The sequence below is a fragment of the Acinetobacter sp. NEB149 genome, assembly GCF_012516415.1.
Taxonomy (GTDB): Bacteria; Pseudomonadota; Gammaproteobacteria; order Pseudomonadales; family Moraxellaceae; genus Acinetobacter; species Acinetobacter lwoffii_V.
In genome coordinates this window covers 435,145-457,982 of sequence record NZ_CP051208.1, presented here as the reverse complement: position 1 = coordinate 457,982, position 22,838 = coordinate 435,145, and the positions used below count along the sequence as shown (strand labels likewise).

23 protein-coding genes and 3 tRNA genes are annotated in these 22,838 nt (G+C 42.5%); 17 read left to right on the top strand and 9 right to left on the bottom strand.

Annotated elements, in window-relative coordinates:
• Window positions 1-184: 184 nt before the first annotated feature.
• From HGD77_RS02130 to HGD77_RS02120, 3 genes are all read left to right on the top strand, one after another.
• Window positions 185-260, top strand: a tRNA-Lys gene (locus HGD77_RS02130).
• 20 nt (window positions 261-280) lie between these two features.
• A tRNA-Lys gene (locus tag HGD77_RS02125) sits at window positions 281-356 on the top strand.
• A 75-nt stretch (window positions 357-431) separates the two neighbouring features.
• A tRNA-Lys gene (locus HGD77_RS02120) sits at window positions 432-507 on the top strand.
• A 182-nt stretch (window positions 508-689) separates the two neighbouring features.
• Here the strand turns inward: HGD77_RS02120 and HGD77_RS02115 are convergent.
• Complete coding sequence (locus HGD77_RS02115) at window positions 690-1,379, bottom strand: hypothetical protein (protein ID WP_004729397.1); 690 nt, start codon at window positions 1,377-1,379, stop codon at window positions 690-692.
• A 243-nt stretch (window positions 1,380-1,622) separates the two neighbouring features.
• Here HGD77_RS02115 and HGD77_RS02110 point away from each other — a divergent pair, with 243 nt between their 5' ends.
• From HGD77_RS02110 to HGD77_RS02095, 4 genes are all read left to right on the top strand, one after another.
• Window positions 1,623-1,898, top strand: coding sequence for a PspC domain-containing protein (locus tag HGD77_RS02110; protein ID WP_004278536.1), 276 nt, complete (start codon window positions 1,623-1,625; stop codon window positions 1,896-1,898).
• Between the two features lie 231 nt (window positions 1,899-2,129).
• Window positions 2,130-2,915, top strand: a complete 786-nt coding sequence (locus HGD77_RS02105) for a sulfite exporter TauE/SafE family protein (protein WP_004729394.1) — start codon at window positions 2,130-2,132, stop codon at window positions 2,913-2,915.
• A gap of 98 nt (window positions 2,916-3,013) precedes the next feature.
• Complete coding sequence (locus HGD77_RS02100) at window positions 3,014-4,042, top strand: transposase (protein ID WP_080591915.1); 1,029 nt, start codon at window positions 3,014-3,016, stop codon at window positions 4,040-4,042.
• A gap of 62 nt (window positions 4,043-4,104) precedes the next feature.
• On the top strand, window positions 4,105-5,517 hold the full coding sequence (locus HGD77_RS02095) for an SLC13 family permease (protein WP_004729393.1): 1,413 nt from the start codon (window positions 4,105-4,107) through the stop codon (window positions 5,515-5,517).
• A gap of 631 nt (window positions 5,518-6,148) precedes the next feature.
• On the opposite strand, the gene HGD77_RS02085 is transcribed toward HGD77_RS02095, so the two are convergent.
• The gene (locus HGD77_RS02085; RefSeq protein WP_004729390.1) at window positions 6,149-7,258 is read right to left on the bottom strand and encodes an HPP family protein; all 1,110 of its coding nucleotides are present in this window, start codon (window positions 7,256-7,258) and stop codon (window positions 6,149-6,151) included.
• 172 nt (window positions 7,259-7,430) lie between these two features.
• Here HGD77_RS02085 and HGD77_RS02080 point away from each other — a divergent pair, with 172 nt between their 5' ends.
• A complete protein-coding gene (locus HGD77_RS02080; protein WP_082190847.1) occupies window positions 7,431-8,459 on the top strand; it encodes a transposase in 1,029 nt (342 codons plus the stop codon).
• Window positions 8,460-8,608: 149 nt separating this feature from the next.
• Here HGD77_RS02080 and HGD77_RS02075 read toward each other — a convergent pair whose 3' ends face one another.
• Complete coding sequence (locus tag HGD77_RS02075) at window positions 8,609-9,415, bottom strand: transglutaminase-like domain-containing protein (RefSeq protein WP_004729385.1); 807 nt, start codon at window positions 9,413-9,415, stop codon at window positions 8,609-8,611.
• Window positions 9,416-9,727: 312 nt separating this feature from the next.
• On the opposite strand from HGD77_RS02075, the gene glyQ reads away from it, so the two are divergent.
• From glyQ to HGD77_RS02050, 5 genes are all read left to right on the top strand, one after another.
• Window positions 9,728-10,711, top strand: a complete 984-nt coding sequence (glyQ, locus tag HGD77_RS02070; RefSeq protein WP_004278542.1) for a glycine--tRNA ligase subunit alpha — start codon at window positions 9,728-9,730, stop codon at window positions 10,709-10,711.
• Complete coding sequence (gene glyS / locus HGD77_RS02065) at window positions 10,711-12,780, top strand: glycine--tRNA ligase subunit beta (protein WP_004729382.1); 2,070 nt, start codon at window positions 10,711-10,713, stop codon at window positions 12,778-12,780. The genes glyQ and glyS overlap by 1 nt, the downstream gene beginning before the upstream one ends.
• 166 nt (window positions 12,781-12,946) lie before the next feature.
• Window positions 12,947-14,158: a hypothetical protein gene (locus HGD77_RS02060; protein ID WP_129717134.1), complete on the top strand. Its 1,212-nt coding sequence runs from the start codon at window positions 12,947-12,949 to the stop codon at window positions 14,156-14,158.
• A 105-nt stretch (window positions 14,159-14,263) separates the two neighbouring features.
• On the top strand, window positions 14,264-14,653 hold the full coding sequence (locus HGD77_RS02055) for a hypothetical protein (RefSeq protein WP_004278545.1): 390 nt from the start codon (window positions 14,264-14,266) through the stop codon (window positions 14,651-14,653).
• A gap of 229 nt (window positions 14,654-14,882) precedes the next feature.
• Window positions 14,883-15,356, top strand: a complete 474-nt coding sequence (locus HGD77_RS02050; RefSeq protein ID WP_004729377.1) for a hypothetical protein — start codon at window positions 14,883-14,885, stop codon at window positions 15,354-15,356.
• Between the two features lie 65 nt (window positions 15,357-15,421).
• On the opposite strand, the gene HGD77_RS02045 is transcribed toward HGD77_RS02050, so the two are convergent.
• From HGD77_RS02045 to HGD77_RS02035, 3 genes are all read right to left on the bottom strand, one after another.
• Window positions 15,422-16,378, bottom strand: coding sequence for a 2-hydroxyacid dehydrogenase (locus tag HGD77_RS02045; protein ID WP_004729375.1), 957 nt, complete (start codon window positions 16,376-16,378; stop codon window positions 15,422-15,424).
• Between the two features lie 89 nt (window positions 16,379-16,467).
• The gene (locus HGD77_RS02040; protein WP_004729374.1) at window positions 16,468-16,647 is read right to left on the bottom strand and encodes a hypothetical protein; all 180 of its coding nucleotides are present in this window, start codon (window positions 16,645-16,647) and stop codon (window positions 16,468-16,470) included.
• A gap of 122 nt (window positions 16,648-16,769) precedes the next feature.
• On the bottom strand, window positions 16,770-18,041 hold the full coding sequence (locus tag HGD77_RS02035; protein ID WP_004729372.1) for a hypothetical protein: 1,272 nt from the start codon (window positions 18,039-18,041) through the stop codon (window positions 16,770-16,772).
• A 113-nt stretch (window positions 18,042-18,154) separates the two neighbouring features.
• On the opposite strand from HGD77_RS02035, the gene HGD77_RS02030 reads away from it, so the two are divergent.
• Together HGD77_RS02030 and HGD77_RS02025 are read left to right on the top strand one after the other, a co-directional pair.
• The gene (locus HGD77_RS02030; RefSeq protein ID WP_004729370.1) at window positions 18,155-18,931 is read left to right on the top strand and encodes a class I SAM-dependent methyltransferase; all 777 of its coding nucleotides are present in this window, start codon (window positions 18,155-18,157) and stop codon (window positions 18,929-18,931) included.
• Between the two features lie 15 nt (window positions 18,932-18,946).
• A complete protein-coding gene (locus tag HGD77_RS02025; RefSeq protein WP_004647351.1) occupies window positions 18,947-19,534 on the top strand; it encodes a hypothetical protein in 588 nt (195 codons plus the stop codon).
• 151 nt (window positions 19,535-19,685) lie between these two features.
• Here the strand turns inward: HGD77_RS02025 and HGD77_RS02020 are convergent, their stop codons facing one another.
• Both HGD77_RS02020 and HGD77_RS02015 read right to left on the bottom strand, forming a co-directional pair.
• On the bottom strand, window positions 19,686-20,885 hold the full coding sequence (locus HGD77_RS02020; protein WP_004729368.1) for a TIGR03862 family flavoprotein: 1,200 nt from the start codon (window positions 20,883-20,885) through the stop codon (window positions 19,686-19,688).
• Between the two features lie 4 nt (window positions 20,886-20,889).
• The gene (locus HGD77_RS02015) at window positions 20,890-21,534 is read right to left on the bottom strand and encodes an SAM-dependent methyltransferase (protein WP_171064242.1); all 645 of its coding nucleotides are present in this window, start codon (window positions 21,532-21,534) and stop codon (window positions 20,890-20,892) included.
• 84 nt (window positions 21,535-21,618) lie between these two features.
• On the opposite strand from HGD77_RS02015, the gene HGD77_RS02010 reads away from it, so the two are divergent.
• Together HGD77_RS02010 and HGD77_RS02005 are read left to right on the top strand one after the other, a co-directional pair.
• On the top strand, window positions 21,619-21,792 hold the full coding sequence (locus HGD77_RS02010) for a DNA gyrase inhibitor YacG (RefSeq protein ID WP_004278554.1): 174 nt from the start codon (window positions 21,619-21,621) through the stop codon (window positions 21,790-21,792).
• Window positions 21,793-21,965: 173 nt separating this feature from the next.
• Window positions 21,966-22,148 (top strand): hypothetical protein, encoded by a 183-nt coding sequence (locus HGD77_RS02005; RefSeq protein WP_004278555.1) that lies wholly within the window; start codon window positions 21,966-21,968, stop codon window positions 22,146-22,148.
• A 40-nt stretch (window positions 22,149-22,188) separates the two neighbouring features.
• Here the strand turns inward: HGD77_RS02005 and HGD77_RS02000 are convergent, their stop codons facing one another.
• The gene (locus HGD77_RS02000; RefSeq protein WP_004729366.1) at window positions 22,189-22,833 is read right to left on the bottom strand and encodes an MBL fold metallo-hydrolase; all 645 of its coding nucleotides are present in this window, start codon (window positions 22,831-22,833) and stop codon (window positions 22,189-22,191) included.
• Between the last annotated feature and the right edge of the window lie 5 nt (window positions 22,834-22,838).

Here is a 22,838-nt window from a genome sequence, read left to right as displayed (position 1 = left end):
GCCTATTTTTTGTTTAGATAAAGCATAATTGTTGTATTTATAATCAAACATGGGCAACTTTGTTATTTTTTGCTTGCGCTGAAATGAGATCTTGCTACAATACGCTCCATCAAACAAAGTGGTGCTTTAAGCATTTTAGCTTGACTTGCACTGCACATTCAAACCTAGTTTGAATGATGGTTCAGGGTCGTTAGCTCAGCTGGTAGAGCAGCGGACTTTTAATCCGTTGGTCCCGCGTTCGAATCGCGGACGACCCACCACTTATTTGATCTTCCTTGATGGGTCGTTAGCTCAGCTGGTAGAGCAGCGGACTTTTAATCCGTTGGTCCCGCGTTCGAATCGCGGACGACCCACCATCTTCCGAAAGGATCACGTAAAAGTACACCACACTCTTGCGTCATAAAAATGGTCATCATCATTTTTATTCCTCAGGGTCGTTAGCTCAGCTGGTAGAGCAGCGGACTTTTAATCCGTTGGTCCCGCGTTCGAATCGCGGACGACCCACCATTCTTTCCTTAGAATGTTTCTCTGATTTACTTTATGATATTTTAATTAAATTGCGATGTTTTGGTCGTGTATTTCTGCGCCTAGATTTTATGCTCACGCGTTCCCACCACTCGCCTTTATTGTCTAATCTAAATCGTATTTGAATTAAGCTTTCGACCAGATCAGCCGATTTTTATCGGGCATTATTTTTGAATATGAAAGGATGTGTCTTTGACCAGTTCATAGGCTTTTGAAGGTGCCGGATAACCGCGATCAAATAATTCCCGGTTGGTTCTTTCCTTTTCACTATAGATTTTTTCCAGATTCATGACTAAGTGATTTGAATCTTTAATCTTATAGTAAAAGCTCGCCCCTTCTTTGCGATTCACCACCACATCGGTACGTTCCGGATTGATAAACCAGCGGTCTTTACGGTAGGTGATATTGTGAGCCGTGCTGTTTTTGGTATTATCAATAAATACTTTGCCATACTGTAAAATGCTGCGATGCACGGTACCGTCCGGCATCAGAGTCAAAATAAATTCTGCCTTGCCTTCAGTGCAAGGGGCAAAGCGGCCATCACAATCAATTTCAGTATGATAGCGACCTATAAACGCCTTGGCATCCTCTGGTACAGTTGCAGGGTTTAAATCAGCTTCTGCCGGAAGAGTCGCCTGCCCTGCGACCTGAGTTAAGGATTTGGCACTGACGGTCACTACATCGGCCTTCGTATTGGCAGCGGAAATTTTAACACCCTCTTCTGAGGCCGCCTGACTTTCCTGTTCAGGTTTGACTTGTTGCTGATCACAAGCCTGCAAAATCACTATACTCCCCAACACCAGGCTACATTTAAAAAAACTGCTTAATGTACAACGTGATACATCCAATTTCATTTTTAATAAACCTAAATAGGAAACATGGCGAGCAAAAAGCACACAGCAAAGCTGCTGAACTTTACACAAGAGTTCAATAGAATTTTCACTATGTTAGTAGCTCTTAGATCTGGTTTTAATCTTTATTAACATTACTTAACGATTTTATTTGTAATCAGCACTTTAAAAAGTTTAAGTAAACTCCATTTCTTTAAGTATGGATCCATTTTAGGATTCAAACTTATTTTTAATCAGGAGATTTTAATGGCCAATGTTGGTTTATATCGCTCTAACCGCTCAAACATGATTGCAGGTGTGATGGGTGGTATTGCTGAACGTTTTGGTTGGAACGCGAATTTATTACGTCTGATTTTTGTGGTGATTTCAATCATGAGTGCCGCATTCCCGGGTATTTTGGTTTATCTGGTGCTGTGGTTAATCATGCCGAAAAAACAGTACAGAATTGATCATGACAGCGTTCATCAACCTCAGGGCTATCAAAATCCTGTGCGTACAGTGAATCAAGATAAACGCTATTAAGCTGTACAGTCATTTTTAACAAGCGTTCTTAACCAGTTTCATCGCAGAGCTTCCTCTTTCACCCCGGTTAAATGGGATGAAATTTTGATGCCACGGTAATTTCCCCAAGTTATCGTGGCTTTTTTTTGCCTATATTTTTTGTTATTTCTTTGCTGTATTACAGCTTTTCACTTTCTTTCTCAGTTGAATTCACGATAAGTTCAAGATTCCAATTTTTGAAATGGATTTCACATGACTCAGGCAGAATGGATGATGCTGTGGCTCTGTGCCGTCGCAGCCCTGCTGCATGGTTTAAGCGGCTTTGGCTTTCCTATGATGAGTACGGCTGTTCTGTCCAGCGCATATCCGCTTAGCATCGCGGTTACCCTTGTCATTCTGCCCTGTCTGCTGCTGAATCTGATCATGCTGAATGCTGACCCTGCGCATAGCCTGTTGAATAGTATTGGCTATTATATAAAACGTTATTGGCCATTAATGCTTAGTAGCCTGGTCGGCAGTGTACTCGGGGTCAAGCTATTACTTTGGCTAAATGAGGCTTATTTAAAACTGTTATTGGGTCTGGTGATTGTATTTTATGTCTTGGACCAGTTACGGGCACGCCCCTTACAAGTTAGTCCGCATATTTCCAGCATGCTCTGTTTTGGTTTACTGGCCGGCATTATTGGAGGTGCAACCAATGCCATGGCACCTTTTCTAATGATGTATTTGATGAGCTGCCAGCTCTCTAAAACAGATATTGTCATTATCAGTAATCTCAATTTCATTGCCGGTAAACTGATCCAGCTGGTTTTACTGTTTCCAATTCTGATCACACTGGAAACCCATCAACAGCATATTCTGATCGGGATCAGCTTATTCGCCCTTGCTGGTGTCTGGATTGGAGGCAAAATACGCCATCGTTTATCTCAGCAACACTTCAAATGGATTGTCTTGGCTTTACTTTTCGGCTTGGGCCTGTATGCCTTCTGGCAAAGTACTGGATTATTGCAACAATCTGGTTATAGTATCTTTAAATAGGATATTTTTTTAAGCAAAACAAAATTACAAATTTAAAGCTAATAGGACTTACGCATTGACGGATTCAAAAAAGTATTAAAATAGTTTATAAAGTATCTGTGATCAGACGAACTAAACATGCTTCTACAGCAACTTGTACATTACCCATTTATATGGGCTTTCTCATGACAGAACCGAACTCTATTAGCTGCACACAACTTGCCGAGACTTATAATATCTCGCATGATAGTGTAAATCGCTTTCTAGAGCGTGAAGACTACACACCTCACGACCTATATCAAGAAGCAATTCAACATATTGATAATAATAAACTTATAGTCAGTATTGATGATACTGTTTTAGATAAACCATATAGTCAACATATGGACTTGGTTAGCTATTTTTGGTCAGGCAAACACCACCGATCCGTCAAGGGGATTAATCTCATTACCTTGTATGCGACAGATCAGAATGGTCAAAATATTCCAATTAATTTCCGAATTTATGACAAATCTGAGGGTAAAACCAAGAATGATTACTTTATGGATATGTTAAGTGAAGTACTTAGTTGGGGTGCAAAGATTCAATTTATTACAGGTGATAGTTGGTATTCATCGACTGCAAATCTAAAAACCATAAGAAAACATGGTATTCGATTTATGTTTGGTATCGACTGTAACCGTAAGGTTTCCCCTGAAAAAGGACAATGGTTTCAACTGCGTTTATTGCCGAATTTCCATCAGGGTCAAGTGGTCTGGCTCAAAGATTTTGGCTTTGTACAATTATTTAAGACTCAGTTAAAAGAACAGCAGAGGTTTTATATTGTGTATCAAGATGAAGATGATTTATTGTCCTTTGAGGGTTTTCATGAATTACATTCAAGTCATTGGAAAATAGAACAATATCACCGAGTGATTAAACAGGTTTGTCATATTGAAAAGTTTCAAGTAAGACGGTCTAAACTGATTTTGAATCATATTTTTTCAGCCTTAATGGCCTACGTTGAGATACAAAAGAACCAGTTTGAGGGGATCTTTGAAAATGTATATCGTTGGCAGAAGAAATTATTTAGACCAATGATCAAAAACTTCATTGATGACTTTATTCTCGATAAAAATCATCTGCTACCACAGAGAGTCTATAAATAACAGTGCGTAAGTCCTAGCTAATATAAAAAATGATGTAAATAAAAATCTTGCAAGGAGAGCATATGACTCAGACCAACCTAGCTACCCCGACCAATGCCATGCCCAAAGGGCTGCTTAAAGGCTGGATTCTTATTTTTGTCGCAGCCATTGTAGCCTATGGCTTATATCTTTACCTGCCCTATGACCAGAATGCCAATAAAGGACTGGCACTTTTAGCCTTTATCGGTATTTTATGGCTGACTGAAGCCATTCATATCACGATTACAGCTTTACTCGTCCCTGTGATGGCAGTATTACTGGCCATGCCAATGGCCTCTGGTGAAGAACTGGTTCCGATTACCACGCAAGCCGCTTTGGCCACTTTTGCCGATCCTGTCATTTTCCTGTTTTTTGGTGGTTTTGCGCTAGCAACGGCGTTGCATATCCAGAAACTGGACCGGAAAATTGCCATGTGGATCATCTCCATGTCCAGAGGGCATCTGGGTATTTCTGTACTAGCGATTTTTGTGGTGACAGCGCTTCTGTCCATGTGGATTTCCAATACGGCGACTGCTGCCATGATGCTGCCTTTGGCTCTGGGTTTGCTTTCACATCTGGATGTCAGCAAGGATCGTAAAACTTTTGTCTTTATCCTGCTCGGCATTGCCTATTCGGCCAGTATTGGCGGACTGGGCACCATGGTCGGTTCCCCTCCGAATGCCATTGCCGCCAAGGCCCTCGGCTATGATTTTGCCGACTGGATGAAAATCGGCTTGCCGATGATGTTCATTATTCTTCCTGCCATGCTGGTCAGTTTATATCTGGTACTACGTCCGAAACTGAATCATAAAATACAATTTGCGACCGAAGATATTCCCTGGACCAGAACCCGTATAGCCACCATGATCCTCTTTCTTTGTACTGCAATTGCCTGGATTTTCAGTAAAAAATTCACTGAAATTTTTGGTATTTCCCAGCCGGATACCTGGATTGCAATTTCGGCTGCCTGTATGGTGGTGATTCTGGGTACCGCAAGCTGGAAACAGATTGCAGAAAATACTGATTGGGGGGTGTTATATCTATTTGGTGGTGGTCTGACCTTGAGTGCCATTCTAAAAGATTCAGGCAGTTCGCTGGTACTGGGTCAAACTCTGGCCAATGCCTTTGGTGATACCTCCCCGCTGATGATTATTTTTGTAGTCGCTACTTTTATTATCTTCCTGACTGAATTTACCAGTAATACCGCTTCGGCTGCCCTACTGGTACCAGTATTTGCCGCAATTGCGGATCAGATGGGCATGCCCAAAGAAATTCTGGTGATTGTCATTGGTATTGGTGCCTCATGTGCCTTTATGCTGCCGGTTGCTACCCCGCCAAATGCGATTGTTTTTGGAACCGGTCATATCCAGCAAAGCGAAATGATGAAAGTCGGTTTTGTACTGAATATCATGTGTATCTTTATTATTTCACTGTTTATTTACTGGTTCTTTATTTAATCATTAAAGTTTTAAGCATCACACCATCCACAAAGCACACTCCGGTGTGCTTTGTCGTATTAATCGCCTATATGTTGAATCTTTCTCTCATCGAAAAATGATATGCATTTAACAATGATAAAGTCCCTATATTAAAAACATCAAAAAGTGGCAAATAGATATTGGACAGGATATTTCACTTAATCTCTCAACCGATCCAGAATTCTCCCTGGAAAATGACGCTTAACCTCGCACTTTCACCTTTGATCATTGCTGTAATTTTATTCCCTTATGCGCTATTTCATGAAGCCAGCTATGGGGTTTTCTCCATTTTCATGAGCCTGTTTTCAGCGCTTTTGATTAGCTTTTTTATCTGCCTGACTTACTGGGTGATGGTCTTTCCTTTTCTATGAGTGACTCACCTGCTGCTACGCCATTATCAGCTGTTTAATATCCTCACGATTTTAATGAGCAGCATTGGAAATGCTGATTCTAGCTTATCTCTCCTATCATCCGCTCAAAGCTTTGAGTACTCATTTTTTGTTTCTGCTGTGTTTTTCCCTGCCGATGGCACTATTTTACAGTTTTCTCAGCCGGCAAGCTGACCAGAGTTGATCAGGCATGCTCTGTTAAATTCCGTTTTAATCCGGTTTTAAGCTTTCATTTTAAAATGATTCAGCTCCTGATTCAGTGCGGCAATCATGTCTGCCCGACTGATAATTCCCACCAATTGCTGCTCGCTCACCACCGGAATATAGTTGAACGAACGCTCAACAAAATACGGCACCAGATCCTGAATGGGTTGTAAAGGCTGCACTGTGATCACCTTACGGGTCATGATATGTTTGACCTGATACTCCCAGCTGCTGCGCACATCGGCAGCGCGCTTGAACCATTCCACCACCTGATACATTGCCAGTGTACCGACCAGTTGTTCATCGGCATTAACGACGGGCAGGCTCATCAGGTTCATTTGCTTGAACTTGTCCAATGCGTGCTGGATATCATCATTTTCATGCAGGGTTGCTACATCCTTCGTCATAATATCTTGGCAGCTAAATTCATGTACCGCACGCGCATTGGCGCGGTTTTGTGCCTCCAGAATGATTTTTTGCAGGTCATATTCACTGATATCCAGCAACTCGGTGCGCTGATCCAGCACTTCCTGAATATCCTGTGGTTGAATCGTGACTTTCTGGGTCGGCGTCGGATCCTTGGAACGAGTATTTAGTTGAGCTTGCTGCGGATAATCCTTGCCAATCATCCGGTTAAAGACAATGGCAATTACCATCAGTAAAATTGAATTGAGTAGTACCGGATAAAATACAAAGGCATAACCGAGTTCATGCACCGGCTGGCCGCCCAGCACTGCGGTAATGGCCACGGCGCCACTCGGTGGATGCAGGGAATCCGTAGTCATCATCAGGACGATCGCCAAGGCCACGGCGACGCTAAAAGCCTCAGTCGGACTGGCAATTAACAAGGCACAGCTCACGCCAATCACGGCAGCAATGGTATTCCCGACCAGAATATTCCAGGGCTGTGCCAGAGGACTGGCAGGCACTGCAAATAGCAATACCGAAGAGGCGCCCATCGGGGCAATATACCAGGCTTCAAAATCCCCCAAAATCCATAAGCTCAACAAGGACGAAACTACCAAACCCAATAGTGCTCCAGCTCCGCAGAGCAAACGGTCTTTGAGTGGAAGGACTTTGAAATTCGGTTTTAAGGTATTGAGCCAGTCGAGATGGGAGTGAAACACAGTGCGCCTGATCTTATTGTTTATAGATTTTGGGCATTATAGAACCAAGCCCGATGAAAGGCATCTGTGTTTTACATCTTTTCACCATTCGCGAATACATGCTTTTTAAAACAATATAGGACTTACGCATTGACGGATTCAAAAAAGTATTAAAATACTTTATAAAGTATCTGTGATCAGACGAATTAAACATGCTTCTACAGCAACTTGTACATTACCCATTTATATGGGCTTTCTCATGACAGAACCGAACTCTATTAGCTGCACACAACTTGCCGAGACTTATAATATCTCGCATGATAGTGTAAATCGCTTTCTAGAGCGTGAAGACTACACACCTCACGACCTATATCAAGAATCAATTCAACATATTGATAATAATAGACTTATAGTCAGTATTGATGATACTGTTTTAGATAAACCATATAGTCAACATATGGACTTGGTTAGCTATTTTTGGTCAGGCAAACACCACCGATCCGTCAAGGGTATTAATCTCATTACCTTGTATGCGACAGATCAAAATGGTCAAAATATTCCAATTAATTTCCGAATTTATGACAAATCTGAAAGTAAAACCAAGAATGATTACTTTATGGATATGTTAAGTGAAGTACTCAGTTGGGGTGCAAAGATTCAATTTATTACAGGTGATAGTTGGTATTCATCGACTGGAAATCTAAAAACCATAAGAAAATATGGTATTCGATTTATGTTTGGTATCGACTGTAACCGTAAGGTTTCCCCAGAAAAAGGACAATGGTTTCAACTGCGTTTATTGCCAGATTTCCATCAGGGTCAAGTGGTCTGGCTCAAAGATTTTGGCTTTGTACAATTATTTAAGACTCAGTTAAAAGAACAGCAGAGGTTTTATATTGTGCATCAAGATGAAGATGATTTATTGTCCTTTGAGGGTTTTCATGAATTGCATTCAAGTCATTGGAAAATAGAGCAATATCACCGGGTGATTAAACAGGTTTGTCATATTGAAAAGTTTCAAGTAAGACGATCTAAACTGATTTTGAATCATATTTTTTCAGCCTTGATGGCCTACGTTGAGATACAAAAGAACCAGTTTGAGCGGATCTTTGAAAATGTATATCGTTGGCAGAAGAAATTATTTAGACCAGTTATCAAAAACTTCATTGATGACTTTATTCTCGATAAAAATCATCTGCTACCACAGAGAATCTATAAATAATAGTGCGTAAGTCCTACAATATTTCACTCAGGTTAAAACATTCATCCTGCTTTTTATAGAATGATCACGTCATCACCGATAGTCATTTGCATAGAAAAATCCTTTTTACCATGCTGCTTAAATCGTTGTTCAAAAATTTTTAAAACAACCTAATGGCTCATTTCAGGTTGAATCAGCGGCTGGATTTTTAACAGTTCGACCTGACCATAATAAGTTGAAAATGCCACATCTCCGGCATCGACTCCAGTGCCAATCCGAATAAGATTTTCGACCGGCGCCAGACGGGTCGGATCAAACTGTACCCATCCACCATCTAAATAGGCTTCAAAAATGGCATGAAAGTCAGGTAAAAACTTTTCAATTTCTACATAACCGACCACCATGCGTGCCGGAATTCCCAAGGCACGGCACAGCGCAATGCCTAAATGGGCAAAATCACGGCATACGCCTGCGCGATGCACCAGCACATCTGTGGCAGTGGTGAACTGGTCAGAACTCCCCGACACATAAAAAATATTATTATAAATCCACTGTTCGATCGCTTTGACCCGAGTATAGCCCGGTATCATCCAGCCAAATGAGCGTTTTGCCATTTCCAGTAATAAATCCGAATTGCAATAACGGCTGGCCAACAAATAAGGCAATACTTCATCGGGCAGCTCAGGAATGGTTACTTCTTTCATACCTTGCTGAAGTTCCAAAGAGAGGCTCGGTTGACGAACCACTGTCGCCGTATAATTCAGCTCAAAAACCTCACAGGGTTCGACCTGTAGCCGAACATGACGATTTTGATGCTGCGCATCCTGAAATTCATGCCATGTCACAGGCAGGTTAAAGCTGAGTTGTTCTCCGAGAATCTTCTGATCGGAATGATGTGCCGCCTGAAGCATAAAAATAAATTCTGTCGGTTGCACGACCTTGTATTTTAAATGGCATTGAATTTGGTAAGTGGTCATGAAGTTCCTTATTTTTAAGCATTATTATATTGCGTGAATATTAAACTAATTTTAGAGTCGCAATCGTATGAGATCCGTTGAACTTTATGATTCTCCGCTTAACAGCATGCCATACATCTGATTTATTCCTGATTTTCAGATCAGCCTGTATCGGCCAGTACAGCTAAAATCGCAGTAAGCTTCTAAATGCCGCGTATCCTTTAAGCCTGTTTTATTTTTTTCAAAAAAGTATCCGTACATTAACCCTTTGCCACTCCCCTGCAAAGTCCTTATAATTGAGCACAATTTTTCTCTAATTTTAAGTGGATGACCATGAGTCGCGCCATATCGCATATTGATACCTTCCAAGGCTTAATTCTTGCCTTACAAACTTACTGGGCGGAGCAAGGCTGCGTCATTTTGCAACCTTATGATATGGAAATGGGTGCAGGGACATTCCACACTGCGACTTTCCTTCGTGCGCTGGGTCCTGAAACCTGGAATGCCGCTTATGTTCAACCGTCACGTCGTCCGAAAGATGGTCGTTATGGTGAAAACCCGAACCGTTTGCAACATTATTATCAATTCCAGGTGGTGCTTAAGCCAAACCCGGACAATATCCAGCAGCTTTATCTCGATTCATTAAAAGCGATCGGTATTGATCCTTTAGTTCACGATATTCGTTTCGTAGAAGACAACTGGGAATCTCCAACACTGGGTGCTTGGGGCTTAGGTTGGGAAGTTTGGTTAAACGGTATGGAAGTGACTCAGTTCACCTACTTCCAGCAAGTCGGTGGTGTTGAATGCTACCCAGTGACTGGTGAAATCACTTACGGTCTTGAACGTCTTGCCATGTACTTGCAGGGTGTAGATTCAGTTTATGATCTGGTTTGGACCAAAGGTCAGTTCGGTACGGTAACGTATGGCGATGTGTTCCATCAAAATGAAGTGGAACAATCGACCTATAACTTTGAATATGCCAACGTTGAAAAAATGTTTGAATTGTTCGATTTCTACGAAGCTGAAGCAACACGTTTGATCGAAGCGAAACTTCCACTTCCTGCATATGAGCAAGTCGTGAAAGCATCACACAGCTTCAACTTATTGGATGCGCGTGGCGCGATTTCTGTGACTGAACGTCAGCGTTACATTTTACGTGTACGTACATTGGCACGTTCTATTGCGACCAGCTATGTAGCAGCACGTGCGGAACTTGGTTTCCCAATGGCTGAACCTGCATTACGTGATGAAGTGTTGGCACAATTAAAAGCGCAAGTTGAAGCAGAAGCGAAAGAAGCAAACAAGGAGAGCAAATAATGTCTAAACATACCGTTTTGTTCGAATTGGGTTGTGAAGAACTTCCACCAAAAAGCCTGAAAAAATTACGTGATGCCTTACATGCAGAAACAGTAAAAGGCTTAAAAGATGCTGGTCTTGTTTTTGATTCAATCGAAGCCTATGCAGCACCTCGTCGTCTTGCACTTAAAATTGTCAATGTTGATGCTGCACAAGCAGACACACAAAAACGTTTTGACGGCCCTGCCAAACAGGCAGCCTTTGATGCTGAAGGCAACCCGACGAAAGCACTTGAAGGCTTTATGCGTGGTCAAGGCATCACGGTTGATCAAGTATCAACTTTCCAAGCAGGTAAAGTTGAAAAAGTATGCTATTTAAAAGATGTCAAAGGTCAAAGCCTTGACGTTTTATTGCCACAAATTTTACAAAATGCATTGGATAATCTTCCAATCGCAAAACGTATGCGTTCTGCGGCAAGCCGTACTGAATTCGTACGTCCTGTGAAATGGGTTGTGTTGTTGAAAGACAACGATGTGGTTGATGCAACAATTCAAGACCACAAAGCAGGTAACGTGACTTATGGCCACCGTTTCCATGCACCTGAAGCAATCACTTTAGCGCATGCAGACGAATACTTAGCGAAGTTAAAAGCGGCTTACGTTGTAGCGTCTTTTGAAGAGCGTCAAGCCATCATCGATCAACAAGTCAAAGCACTTGCTGATGAAGTGAATGCCATTGCAATTGTCCCTGCGGATCTTCGTGACGAAGTGACTGCACTCGTTGAATGGCCTGTTGCGCTTCGTGCAAGCTTCGAAGAACGCTTCCTTGCTGTTCCTCAAGAAGCATTGATCACCACGATGCAGGACAACCAGAAGTACTTCTGCTTAGTGAACGCTGACAATAAACTTCAACCTTACTTCATTACTGTGTCAAACATCGAGTCGAAAGACCCGACACAAATTATTGAAGGTAACGAGAAAGTGGTTCGTCCACGTTTGTCAGATGCTGAATTCTTCTTCTTACAAGATCAAAAGCAACCGCTTGCATCTCGTAAAGAGAAACTTGCAAACATGGTATTCCAAGCTGAATTGGGTACGCTTTGGAACAAGTCTGAACGTATTGCGAAATTGGCTGTAGCACTTGCGCCTATTACAGGTGCAAAAGCGGAAGATGCTGAAAAAGCGGCGCTTCTTGCAAAATGTGACTTAACTTCTGAGCTTGTGGGTGAATTCCCTGAACTTCAAGGTATTGCAGGTACTTACTACGCACGTCTTGAAGGTGAAAATGCGGAAGTGGCTGAGTCTTTAGGTGAGCAATACTTACCTAAATTCGCAGGTGACGTTTTACCGAAAACCAAAACTGGTACAACCATTGCTCTTGCGGATCGTTTAGATACGCTCACAGGTATTTTCGGTATTGGTCAAGCGCCTACAGGTTCTAAAGACCCATTTGCACTACGTCGTTCTGCAATTGGTATTTTGCGTCTTGTGACTGAAAACGAGCTTGATGTTTCAATTGAAGATTTGATCAAACTTGCACTTGCTGCTTATGGCGATGTATTGAAAGATCACGACAAGACTTTGGCAGATGCTGTTGCATTCCTTGAAGGTCGTTACCGTGCGAAATACGAAGACCAAGGCGTTGTGGTTGATGTGATTCAAGCTGTTCAAGCGCTTTCACCAAAATCTCCGCTTGATTTTGACAAGCGTGTAAATGCAGTCAACCACTTCCGTGCCTTGCCTGAAGCGGCTGCGCTTGCTGCTGCCAACAAGCGTGTTGCGAATATTCTTGCAAAAGAAGCAACACCTGAAGGTGCTGTGGTTGAAGCGAATCTGGTTGAAGATGCTGAGAAAGCATTGTTCGCTGAACTTGCGAAAATCACGCCTGTGGTTGAGCCGTTATTTGCTGCTAAAGATTACACTGCTGCATTGTCTGTACTTGCTGCACTTCGTGCGCCAGTGGATGCGTTCTTTGACGGCGTAATGGTCATGGCTGATGATGCCGAGCTGAAAGCAAACCGTTTACGTATGCTTGCTCAGCTGCGTGACTTATTTACCAAAGTTGCAGATATTTCTGTATTGCAGCACTAAGTCTTAAATTATTTTAATTTAAGCAAAACCCCGCTATAAGTTAGTGGGGTTTTTTAATTGATTTTTTAAGTGGATAACTCATAATTTTTAATCAACCCATAAAAAATACAAGATTTTTCTTGTCACTCTTGGCAGTTGTGACACATCTAAAAGCAGGAAATTAAGAATGTTAAATACATGCATTGAAGCAGTGGATTTACTATTAGATGCAATATATTCAACAGGTGAAAGACACCAACTACTATCTGAGTTCGGGATTCACGAACCTAATAGCCCTATTTGGTCTAATACAATTGGCACATCAATCTATATTAGAAATGAAAAAACGTATTTAAAAGCTGTTTTTTACATTAAACAAAATGGTGTCCCTTATCTATCAGAACTCCCAATATCAAAATTAAAAAGCCAAGTAACTCAATTCCTAATAGAAAATTTCTGGTACATCCGAGATGGTGAGTTTTCTCGTAATCCTAATTTATCTTACAAACTGCAAATCCCTTGTGATGCAAAATTGCAATTAGCTAAGGCACTATTGACTTCACCACTTTTTAAGGCAACTCAGAAAATTTTTCTATACCCATTTAATTCAATTCATACCGAAAGTAACTTACGGCTACAGAATTTTTTCATTGTAAATAGCTCTAACCTAAGTCTTGAAGATTTAAACATTTCTAGTAGCTACTCCCAACAATTTAATTTTAATTACTATCCTAGTCTTATTGACAATCAAATCAACCAAAAGAGAATATCAACATGGATTGGTATTTATGCTCCAACCGAGGAAATTTCTCAACGAATTTTATATGCCCTTCTCGGTGTAATTTCTTTATTTGAAGACTCAGAAAAAAGGTATTGCTTTAATGGCGAACCTAAAGATTCTGGATGCTCCTACTTTCCAGACGATTATCAATATACTTGTAAAGAGACAGTAGATTTACTACCAAGCTTATATTTCAAATTAAAAATTGGTAATGAACTGTCAATTCATTTAAACAATATCTCTAATTTTATGAGCTCTATAAATAATGAAAGCGAAAGATATATTTTAGCGTTAACCAATTTTTATAAAAGTTGGTTTGAGCAAGAAGCTGGCCAATATAGAACTCTTTTTACTTGTATTGAATCCTTGATTGAAGACACTAGAACTAAGAGTTCCCAAAAATTTAAAAATTTATGTCTCCAATATTCAAATAAATTTGATTCCAATCAACTTAGTCATTTGCTAAACATTAGAGGCTCTATTGTTCATGGAAAAGCCCCTCACCTATCTGATAGTTCATATTATGATTCTTACTTAGAAACCTATTTATCAGAACCTCTAACTGACCTTTTAAATATTGTCGAAATAGTTTTAAAAAGTCATATTTTTAGACAATAAAGAATCGAATATCGAGAACACTTTAGTCCTTCACTTTAATCCTATAGCCAATTTTCACCCAATTCCCTATACTCAAACTAACAACACTCAACAAGAAAGAATCATATGAAATTTAAAACACTCATTCTGACTGGTCTTGCGAGTATCGCAGTTACAGCTTGTACATCTGCACCCAAAATCCCACAGCTTCAGGTTGGCGTCTTACAGGAAGTCCAAAACCTCGAAGTGGTTCCAGCTACGACCAACAACAAGGCCAAACTGACCAAATTCCTCGACAAATGCGTGATTGAATTTACCGGCGATATCGGCAATAACCGTGTCATTGAACAATGGTCATTTAAAGGTATGACTCTAATCGATGCCGGCTCAGCGACTTTCCAGCGCGACGGTACTAGCACTGCACAAAAATTTGACCTGCACGATGCAGGCGTACAAAAGAACTTTGTCAGCTTACGCGAACATTTCGCCAAAGATGCCCTGACACAATGTGATTAAAAAGATCGCCTTGTTTCTAGTCTAAGAACAGGGCTTTTATTTTGCTAAAAATCAATTCGACACTTGGGCTAATTTCTACTGCCCTTTCTTTAAAAATTACAATATTTCGGCACAGATCCACCTGAAAGCTCTGCACTCTTCACAGGATATTCATTGTTTTTGGCCCATTATCCGTTACACTGAAAAACAAACTCAGACCGCACTTAGACGAATTCGAGGTCGATCCATAATGAATATCAAAACCCCAATTATTTTAACGACAGCTTTAATGCTTTCTGTTCCAGCATTCGCACAAACCACGACTCAGTCTGCTAAACCGGTTAAGCCTTATGGTGAAAATCCGAACCTGCTGCATGTCTTTGCTTATAAAGCACAGGAAGGCGTGATTAATACTGCTGAGAAAGTCGGTGAAGCAACGGAAAAAGGCATTGCCAAAATCAAGCCGGGGGTAGACCGGGCCTGGAGCAATACCAAATCTGCAACCTCTGATACACTGCAAAAAGTAGATCAGGGTGCAACTCAGGCAGCCCAACAAACCGGTCAGAAAATCCAGCAGACCAAAGAAGTCTGGCGTGGAAATTCACAACAGGCACCTATCGTGCAGCAGCCTTTAAGCCAGTCGAGTGCGACGCAAAACCCAAATACACCACAGACTCAACCCCAGTCAGGATCAGCTACCAGTTATGCGGTAACCGATTTATAAAAAAAGCCCGTGATGGGCTTTTTTAATTTTTAGAAAATAAAACTATTACCTTGTATCGACGCGATCTATGAATTGACCTGTCGAATCGGCTGACCCTGTTTAAATGCTGCTACATTTTCGACCATTTGATCCACAATCCGTTGTCTTGCATCGACACTGCCCCAGGCATTATGCGGTGTCACAATCAGGTTGGGAATCGTAGAGTCGAGCAGCACATTGCCCTGTTTCGGTGGTTCTACCGTTAGAACATCTGTCGCTGCACCGGCAATCTTGCCTGCACGCAGAGCCTCAGCCAATGCCGCTTCATCGACAATTCCGCCACGCGCACAGTTAATTAAAAATGCGCTGCTTTTCATTGCATCCAGCTCAGTATGACTGATTAAATGGTGGGTATCTTCAGTGAGTGGACAATGCAAAGTTAAAAAATCGACTTGAGGAAGTAGCTCGGCAAATGGCGCACGAGATGCATCCGCCGGACGATTTGGCAGCGCGGCAATAAGCACTTTCATGCCAAAGGCTTCGGCCAGTTTCGCCACCGCATGGCCCAGTTCGCCATAACCCACAATGCCCAATGTTTTTCCGGCCAGCTCGACAATTGGTGCATCCAGCAAACAGAACTGACTGGCTTTTTGCCATTCGCCTTGTTCTAATGCACGTTGATAAGACAGGAATGAAGTCGCCAGATTGAGCATCAACATGATGGTATGCTGCGCGACTGCCGAAGTGCCATAAGCCTGACAGTTACACACGACGATCCCTTGCGCTTTGGCCGCCTCAAGGTCGACATTATTGGTGCCGGTTGCAGAGATTAAAATGAGTTTGAGTTGAGGGCATTGCTGAATCGTAGCTGCATCGATCATCACCTTATTCGTAATGATGACATCGAAACCAGCTACACGGGATGCAATCTCGGCAGCCGAGGTCGCCGGATACAAAACTAGTGAATCAAATACTGCATGCAGTGCCTGAAAGTCCAAATCCTGCTGGTCTAAAGAAGCATAGTCTAAATAAACGGCTTTCATGGCTGTTCCCTCAATCCTGTTTGACAATTTATGTCTGTCATTTAAAACAAGTCATTGAGGCTTTTCAACCTGTTTCCAGCCTGATGCAATTAATCCAGCGGTTTATCCATATGATTACGTAGTGACTTGCGAATTCGATACACCACATACACAGACAGAATAATCATAAAGATGATGGACGCACTGACCATGATCACTGCAGGATGCACAGTTTCTGCATGCGCCAGATTAGGTAGAACCAAACCGAAGATAAAACATACTTGCATCATAGAGATCCCCTTCTTCGTTTCAACCATCGGGAGCGGTATGGGTGGATATTATTTGTACCGCTTATCTCTATATTATGCCAAGCCTATCACATGTCAAGTAATTGTTTTTATTGAAAATAAAGCTAATTTATTTCATTTTGCGTCATAAACTGCGTATTTTTGTTACTTTCATCGATAAAAGCCGTCGCGCCATACTCATTGGTACTCAAATTCAGCTGCTTATAGCTAAACATATAAAAATCGCTATAACGCTTCATTAAAATCGGATGCATACCCAGACTGAGCTCATCCTGTTCTTTGATCAGCTTCATGATATGTCGGTCATTCATCACCACCAGATAACGTTCATCATTCAGGTTAATGCTCAATAAACCATTGCCTTTGGCATAAATTGGAATCAGGAATTTATGATTCAGGGCAATTGCGCCTTCTGCATAGCTTTCGATTTTATGACTGATGACATTAAATACCAGACCATGTCCATATTGGTCCAACAGTAACTGACGATTTTCCTGTGGCAAATTCACATGAATGCCAAGCTTGAGCAGGTCATGCTGATCGACCTGTTTATTGCGCAAAAGTTCCCGTAAAATTACCTGTTTCTGGCTGGCATCAAAAAACTGGTTATCCAGTTGCAGATCGTTATTTTTCAGAATGTGTCCTAAGGCCATCCGGTGTCGTGGCAAGACATTTTCAATCACCTTGCGATAATAGAACTTGCTGTTTTTCTTGACCCGACGCATTTTCTGATAGAAATAGCTTGGCTCATATTCATGCACCAAGAAGTCATAGAGCAACTCGGAACTGGCCAAAACTGCGATCGCATCATGTCCGGTAAAAGGCAAATGCAGCACATGATGATGTGGGATTAGTGCCTCTAATTTCAGATAATGGGCACGATCTTCGGCACAGTAAGGATCATAGACAATAATATATTCGCAGGCGTTGTCGATATCTTCGGCCGCAACCCGCATATTGGCATTCAGCTCTGGCTGATAGAACATGTTATAGCGGGCATCATGCACATCTTCAGGATCAATTGAATATTGTGGCACCATCGCCACCACCCGTTGCACACCCAAGGCACGGGAATATTTAATCGCGGCATAGCCGCCCATCGAGCCGCCATAAGCAATACGCTGCTGAAAAGGCGCAATCAGTTCAGCGATGGCTTGCAACATGTTCCACATGGAACCTTGCGGAAACCAGGATTTATGCTTGGGCATAATACCAAGCACATTAAACTCGAATTTCGCCAGTGACTTTTCTGCATTGATGTTGAGGCCCTTGGCACGGGTAATCAAATCGCCAAATGAAAAAATCAGTTCTGAAGAAGATCCCGGCATAAAAATCGCGCGTATATGTTCATCTTCAAAAACAATCTGCTTGTCCATAACTTTCCCATGCTGGTAAATCGAACCCTTCCACAACAATTCAGTCAATGAACGCTGTCAAAAAAGTGAATATGCTATTTTATATCGATCAAAAAGATTAAAAAGCGCAAAATATGACACAATCATTACATCCTGCAGCAAAACGGGGTTTTAGTGCGTCGGCTGAGCTCTATCAGCAAGTGCGTCCCGATTATCCGGCAGAAATCAGCCAGTGGCTGAGTGAAATGCTGGCTTTGCCTGCAGATGCGCATCTTTTGGATTTGGGCAGCGGCACCGGCAAGTTTATCCCCTATTTACGCCCGCTCAGTAAGCACATTATCGCGATTGATCCTGTCCCGGAAATGCTGGCTCAATTACAACAGGCGCATCCGGACATTCATGCTCTTGAAGGCGTTAGCCATCAACTTCCCCTGCCTGATCATAGCCTGAATGCGGTATTTTGTGCACAGTCATTTCACTGGTTTGCCGATTCTGCTACCTTACAAGAATTAGATCGGGTACTCAAACCGCAGGGTTATCTGGTGTTAATTTGGAATCAGCGCGATACTCGGGTGGACTGGGTTCAGGCCTTGGCCGATTGTATTGCCCCATTGGAAGGCGATACACCGCGCTATCATAGCGGTGCCTGGCGCGAGGTCTTTGCACAGCAAACGCTATTTCAGCCCTATGCAGAAACCACAATGACCCAGCAACAGCATGGCAGTGTGGAGCAGGTAGTATCCAAGCGGCTGCTCTCGACCAGTTTTATTGCAGCTATGCCTGAACAGCAGCAGGCACACTTAAAACAACAATTTGAACAGATCATCCAGCAATATACAGCCAAAAGCGCAGAGGAAATGATCGATTTTCCTTATGTCACCCATATCTATGTGTTCAAGAAAAGTAATTAAAAACAGGAGGCGATCATGCATAAAATACCAGGAATGACACGAACGCTGTTGTTCGCTGCGGCCATGCTGCTGATGGCATGTGACCAGAAAACGACCGAAACTCCGACTGAAGCGACAACAGATAATACGGCTTCAGATCAAGTCATGCAGGAACTGAAAACCGAGCCACTGAAAGACTTCCCTAAAACTGCTGATGATCCGCATGATATTGCTGCATTGACGGATTATGAACAGCGCTTTCAGGAAATGAGCAGCGACCTGGAAAAAGAATTAAACAGCATGCGCGATGATGAAAATATGACAGAAGAATTTGTCCAGCAACGTCAGCGTGATCATGTCCAGTCAGCATTGAATATGTTGAAGGCTTTAGAACTGAAAACCGAACAGGGCCGTTATATTCAGGGCTTAATGTATCAATACTGGGAACATCAGGACAAATTACTCAATACTCCCAAGACTCAAGCTACACCCGTGAATGAAGCCAGTGAGAATGTCAAAGGTCTAGGGAAATATCTACACGCCCAAGAACAACTGGAACGCTGGCGTTCGCAATATCCGGATCTCGCGAAGAAAGAACCAGCTTCCCGGCAAGTCAAGGAATAGTCTAGGAGGCTAAATTGGCACACAGCTTAGATAAAATACAAAAATAATCTAAGCTGAGCTGGCAGCGTTAAAACAACGTGGATCAACCAGGCCAGAGCTATTGAGTCTGTATTTCAGTATAAATGCCAGTTCGTGCTGACCATAAAATGAGTTAGTGTGCTGTCAGAAACTGATGCACACCTTCTCCCGCTGCACGCCCTGTGGCAAAACACGCGGTCAGCAAATAACCACCGGTCGGTACATCCCAGTCCAGCATTTCTCCACACAGAAATACATATGGATTAGATTTCAATTGTAGCTGTTCTGACAACACTTTACGCTTGACACCACCTGCACAGCTAATTGCCTCTTCAATCGGGCGGAAACCTGTGAGTGGAATGGTCAAATGTTTAATTTTTTTGGCTAATTCAGCAGGATCTTGCCATACCGCTTTGGCCACCAGTTCCCGTACCAGAGCCGCCTTGGCACCGTCCAATCCGGCTTTACGCCAGACATTAGTTAAAGACTGCTTCTTACTTGGCTGTATTTTTTGCACAAGCTGTTCGATGCTTTGATTTGGGAAGAGGTCCAGATGCAGCTGCATAGGCTGCCCCTGTTTTAGTTGCTCGCGTAAGCCACGCCCCTGCTTATAGATCAGACCACTTTCCAGACCATAATGACTGATCACGATATCGCCGATGGTCTTTTCACCTTGCCCAACCCATGCTGCAACACGTTTCAGCGGCTGACCAAAGACTGGCTGCATAAATCGAGACCAAGGATATTCCACTCCGGCATTACTGGCCTGAAATGGCTCAATTTCATCCGGTTTCAGCCAGGCTTGCCATGCCCCATCACTCCCCAACGCTGACCAGGACACTGCACCACAAGCCAGAATAATGGCATCAAAATGTTCAGTGCAATCTTCATTATTTTTCAGATCATGCAACTCAAGCTGTTGTTGCTCTAACTGGCTAACTTTATGCCGGTAATGAAACTGAACGCCATCACGGGCCAAACGCTTGAGCCAGGCACGCAGCAAGGGTGCGGCTTTCATTTCAGTCGGAAATACCCGGCCAGACGAACCGATATAAGGTTCAATACCGAGCTGTTTCATCCAGTCTTGAATCCAGAGCGCATTCCAGCGTTTGATCCAGGGAGACAACCACTCCACCTGATCATAACGTTGTACAAACTGTGGCACAGGCTCGGCATGGGAGATATTCAGGCCGGTTTTACCTGCCATCAGGAATTTACGCGCGGCAGACGGTTTTTGCTCATAGATATGCAACTCATAATCAAACTGACTGAGCACTTCTGCTGCCATTAAGCCTGCGGGGCCTGCGCCCACAATAGCAATGCGTTTGCTCATCTGCTTATTCCGCTACGGTGGCATTCTGCCCTTGTAAAGGCTGGAAATCATCAAAGCGCGTTACATATCTTTCAGGTTTGCTGATGATCAGTTGCTGGCATAGTTCACCGCGCTCCAGATATTTAATTTCAAAATGGGTACGCGCCGAATCTGCAGCAATCACTTCTTTGACAAAAGGCAGCTTCCAGAGCTCTCGCACCTGTATTTCTGCTTCTTCGATATAGGCAGGAATATTACTGGCCAAAGTAATCGTTCCCCCGGTTTTCAGGCGGGAAAGCAGAAACTCAAAAAATGGCATATTGACCCAGCGCTGCGCCGGATTATGCGGTTCAGGATTCGGATATAAAATAAAGAATTGTTCTACCTGCTGCGGATACAGTGCATGCACGATCCACGGTAAAGCATCGGCATGAACGGTCTGTAAATTGGTCTGACCTTCAACAGCATGCTGTTTTTGCATCGCCAGAAATTTTTCCCGGGTACGTTCAATCGCAATCAGTTGAGTGTCGGGATTGTTCTTGCTGAATAACAAGGCATGTTTACCTTTACCCGCTCCCACTTCGATGCAGACCGGTTCAGGACTGATGCTTTGAAACTCACGGGGCGCATGCATACGCTGTGCTTGAAATTGACGAATCGGCATAATCAGATCAAACTAATAAAAACCGCATAAGTCTAACAAGTGCGGCTATATTTGCCTAATCGAACCTTTATTTTTCTTTGGAGTCGTCCCATGCCTACCACTTTAAACTGTCCGCGCTGTGGCAAGCTGACCACATGGGAAGATAATGAATTCCGTCCTTTTTGCTCAGAACGTTGCAAGATGATTGATCTGGGTGCCTGGGCCAATGAAGAATATAGTTTGCCTACTCAGGATGCACCACAAGCCGACAACAGCGAAGAATAAAATGTCTTCCCTGTCGAAAATTCTGTCTGAAAGCAGAATCTTGTCGAAATTAAGTAAATAAATCATATGAATTTTATAAAATTACTTAGATAAAGCAACACGAATTAACATCTTTCATAAAGCCTTAGTTATTGTTCTACTCTAAATTTTCACATTATTTTTAGAGCAATAATATGGGTTATATTATTTTAAGAGTCATATTAATTGGGGTTGGTCTACTCGCACTTCTTTCGTTGGGAGTCGGCATTTTCCAACAAGATAGTTTATTTATTGTATTGGGTGTGCTTTTTGCTTTTGCCGCTTGGCTCATACACATGCAAACGCGACAACTTCGCAATAATCCCTTTTCAGAATAAAAATAAAAGACCAAACTATATTGGTCTTTTATTTACGCTTTTAACCCGCTTTACCTGCAACAAAAGGATTATGCTGCTTTTCAAAACCAATGGTGCTGATCGGACCATGTCCTGAAATAAATCGGGTTTCATCCGGCAGACTAAAACATTCTCGCTGAATTGAATCTAAGAGCTGTTGATGGTTGCCACGCGGGAAATCAGTCCGGCCAATCGAGCCTTTAAACAATACATCTCCTGTCCATAACAAGTCATAATTTTTGTTATAGAACATCACGTGACCCGGCGTATGTCCCGGGGCAAAACGCACCTCAAATTCTTCATTGCCAAGGGTGAGCACTTCACCGCCTTGCAGCCACTGGGTCACTTCGACTTTTTCCGGAATCGGAAAACCATAACGTGCCGAAACTTCCTGAATCATGTCAAGCCAGAATGCATCTTCCTTATGCGGTCCGATTACCGGTACATTCCAGACCTTTTTTAACGCGCCCACAGCACCCGCATGATCCAGATGACCATGGGTCAACCACAAGGCTTTAACCTTTAAACCCAATGCTTCCACTTCAGCTTTCAGTTTTTCAGGTTCACCTCCTGCATCAATCAAAATGGCTTCTTTAGTGTCCATATCCCAAACGATGGAACAGTTTTGCTGAAAGGCAGTAACCGGAACAATTTTGACTTGTAACATGGGGT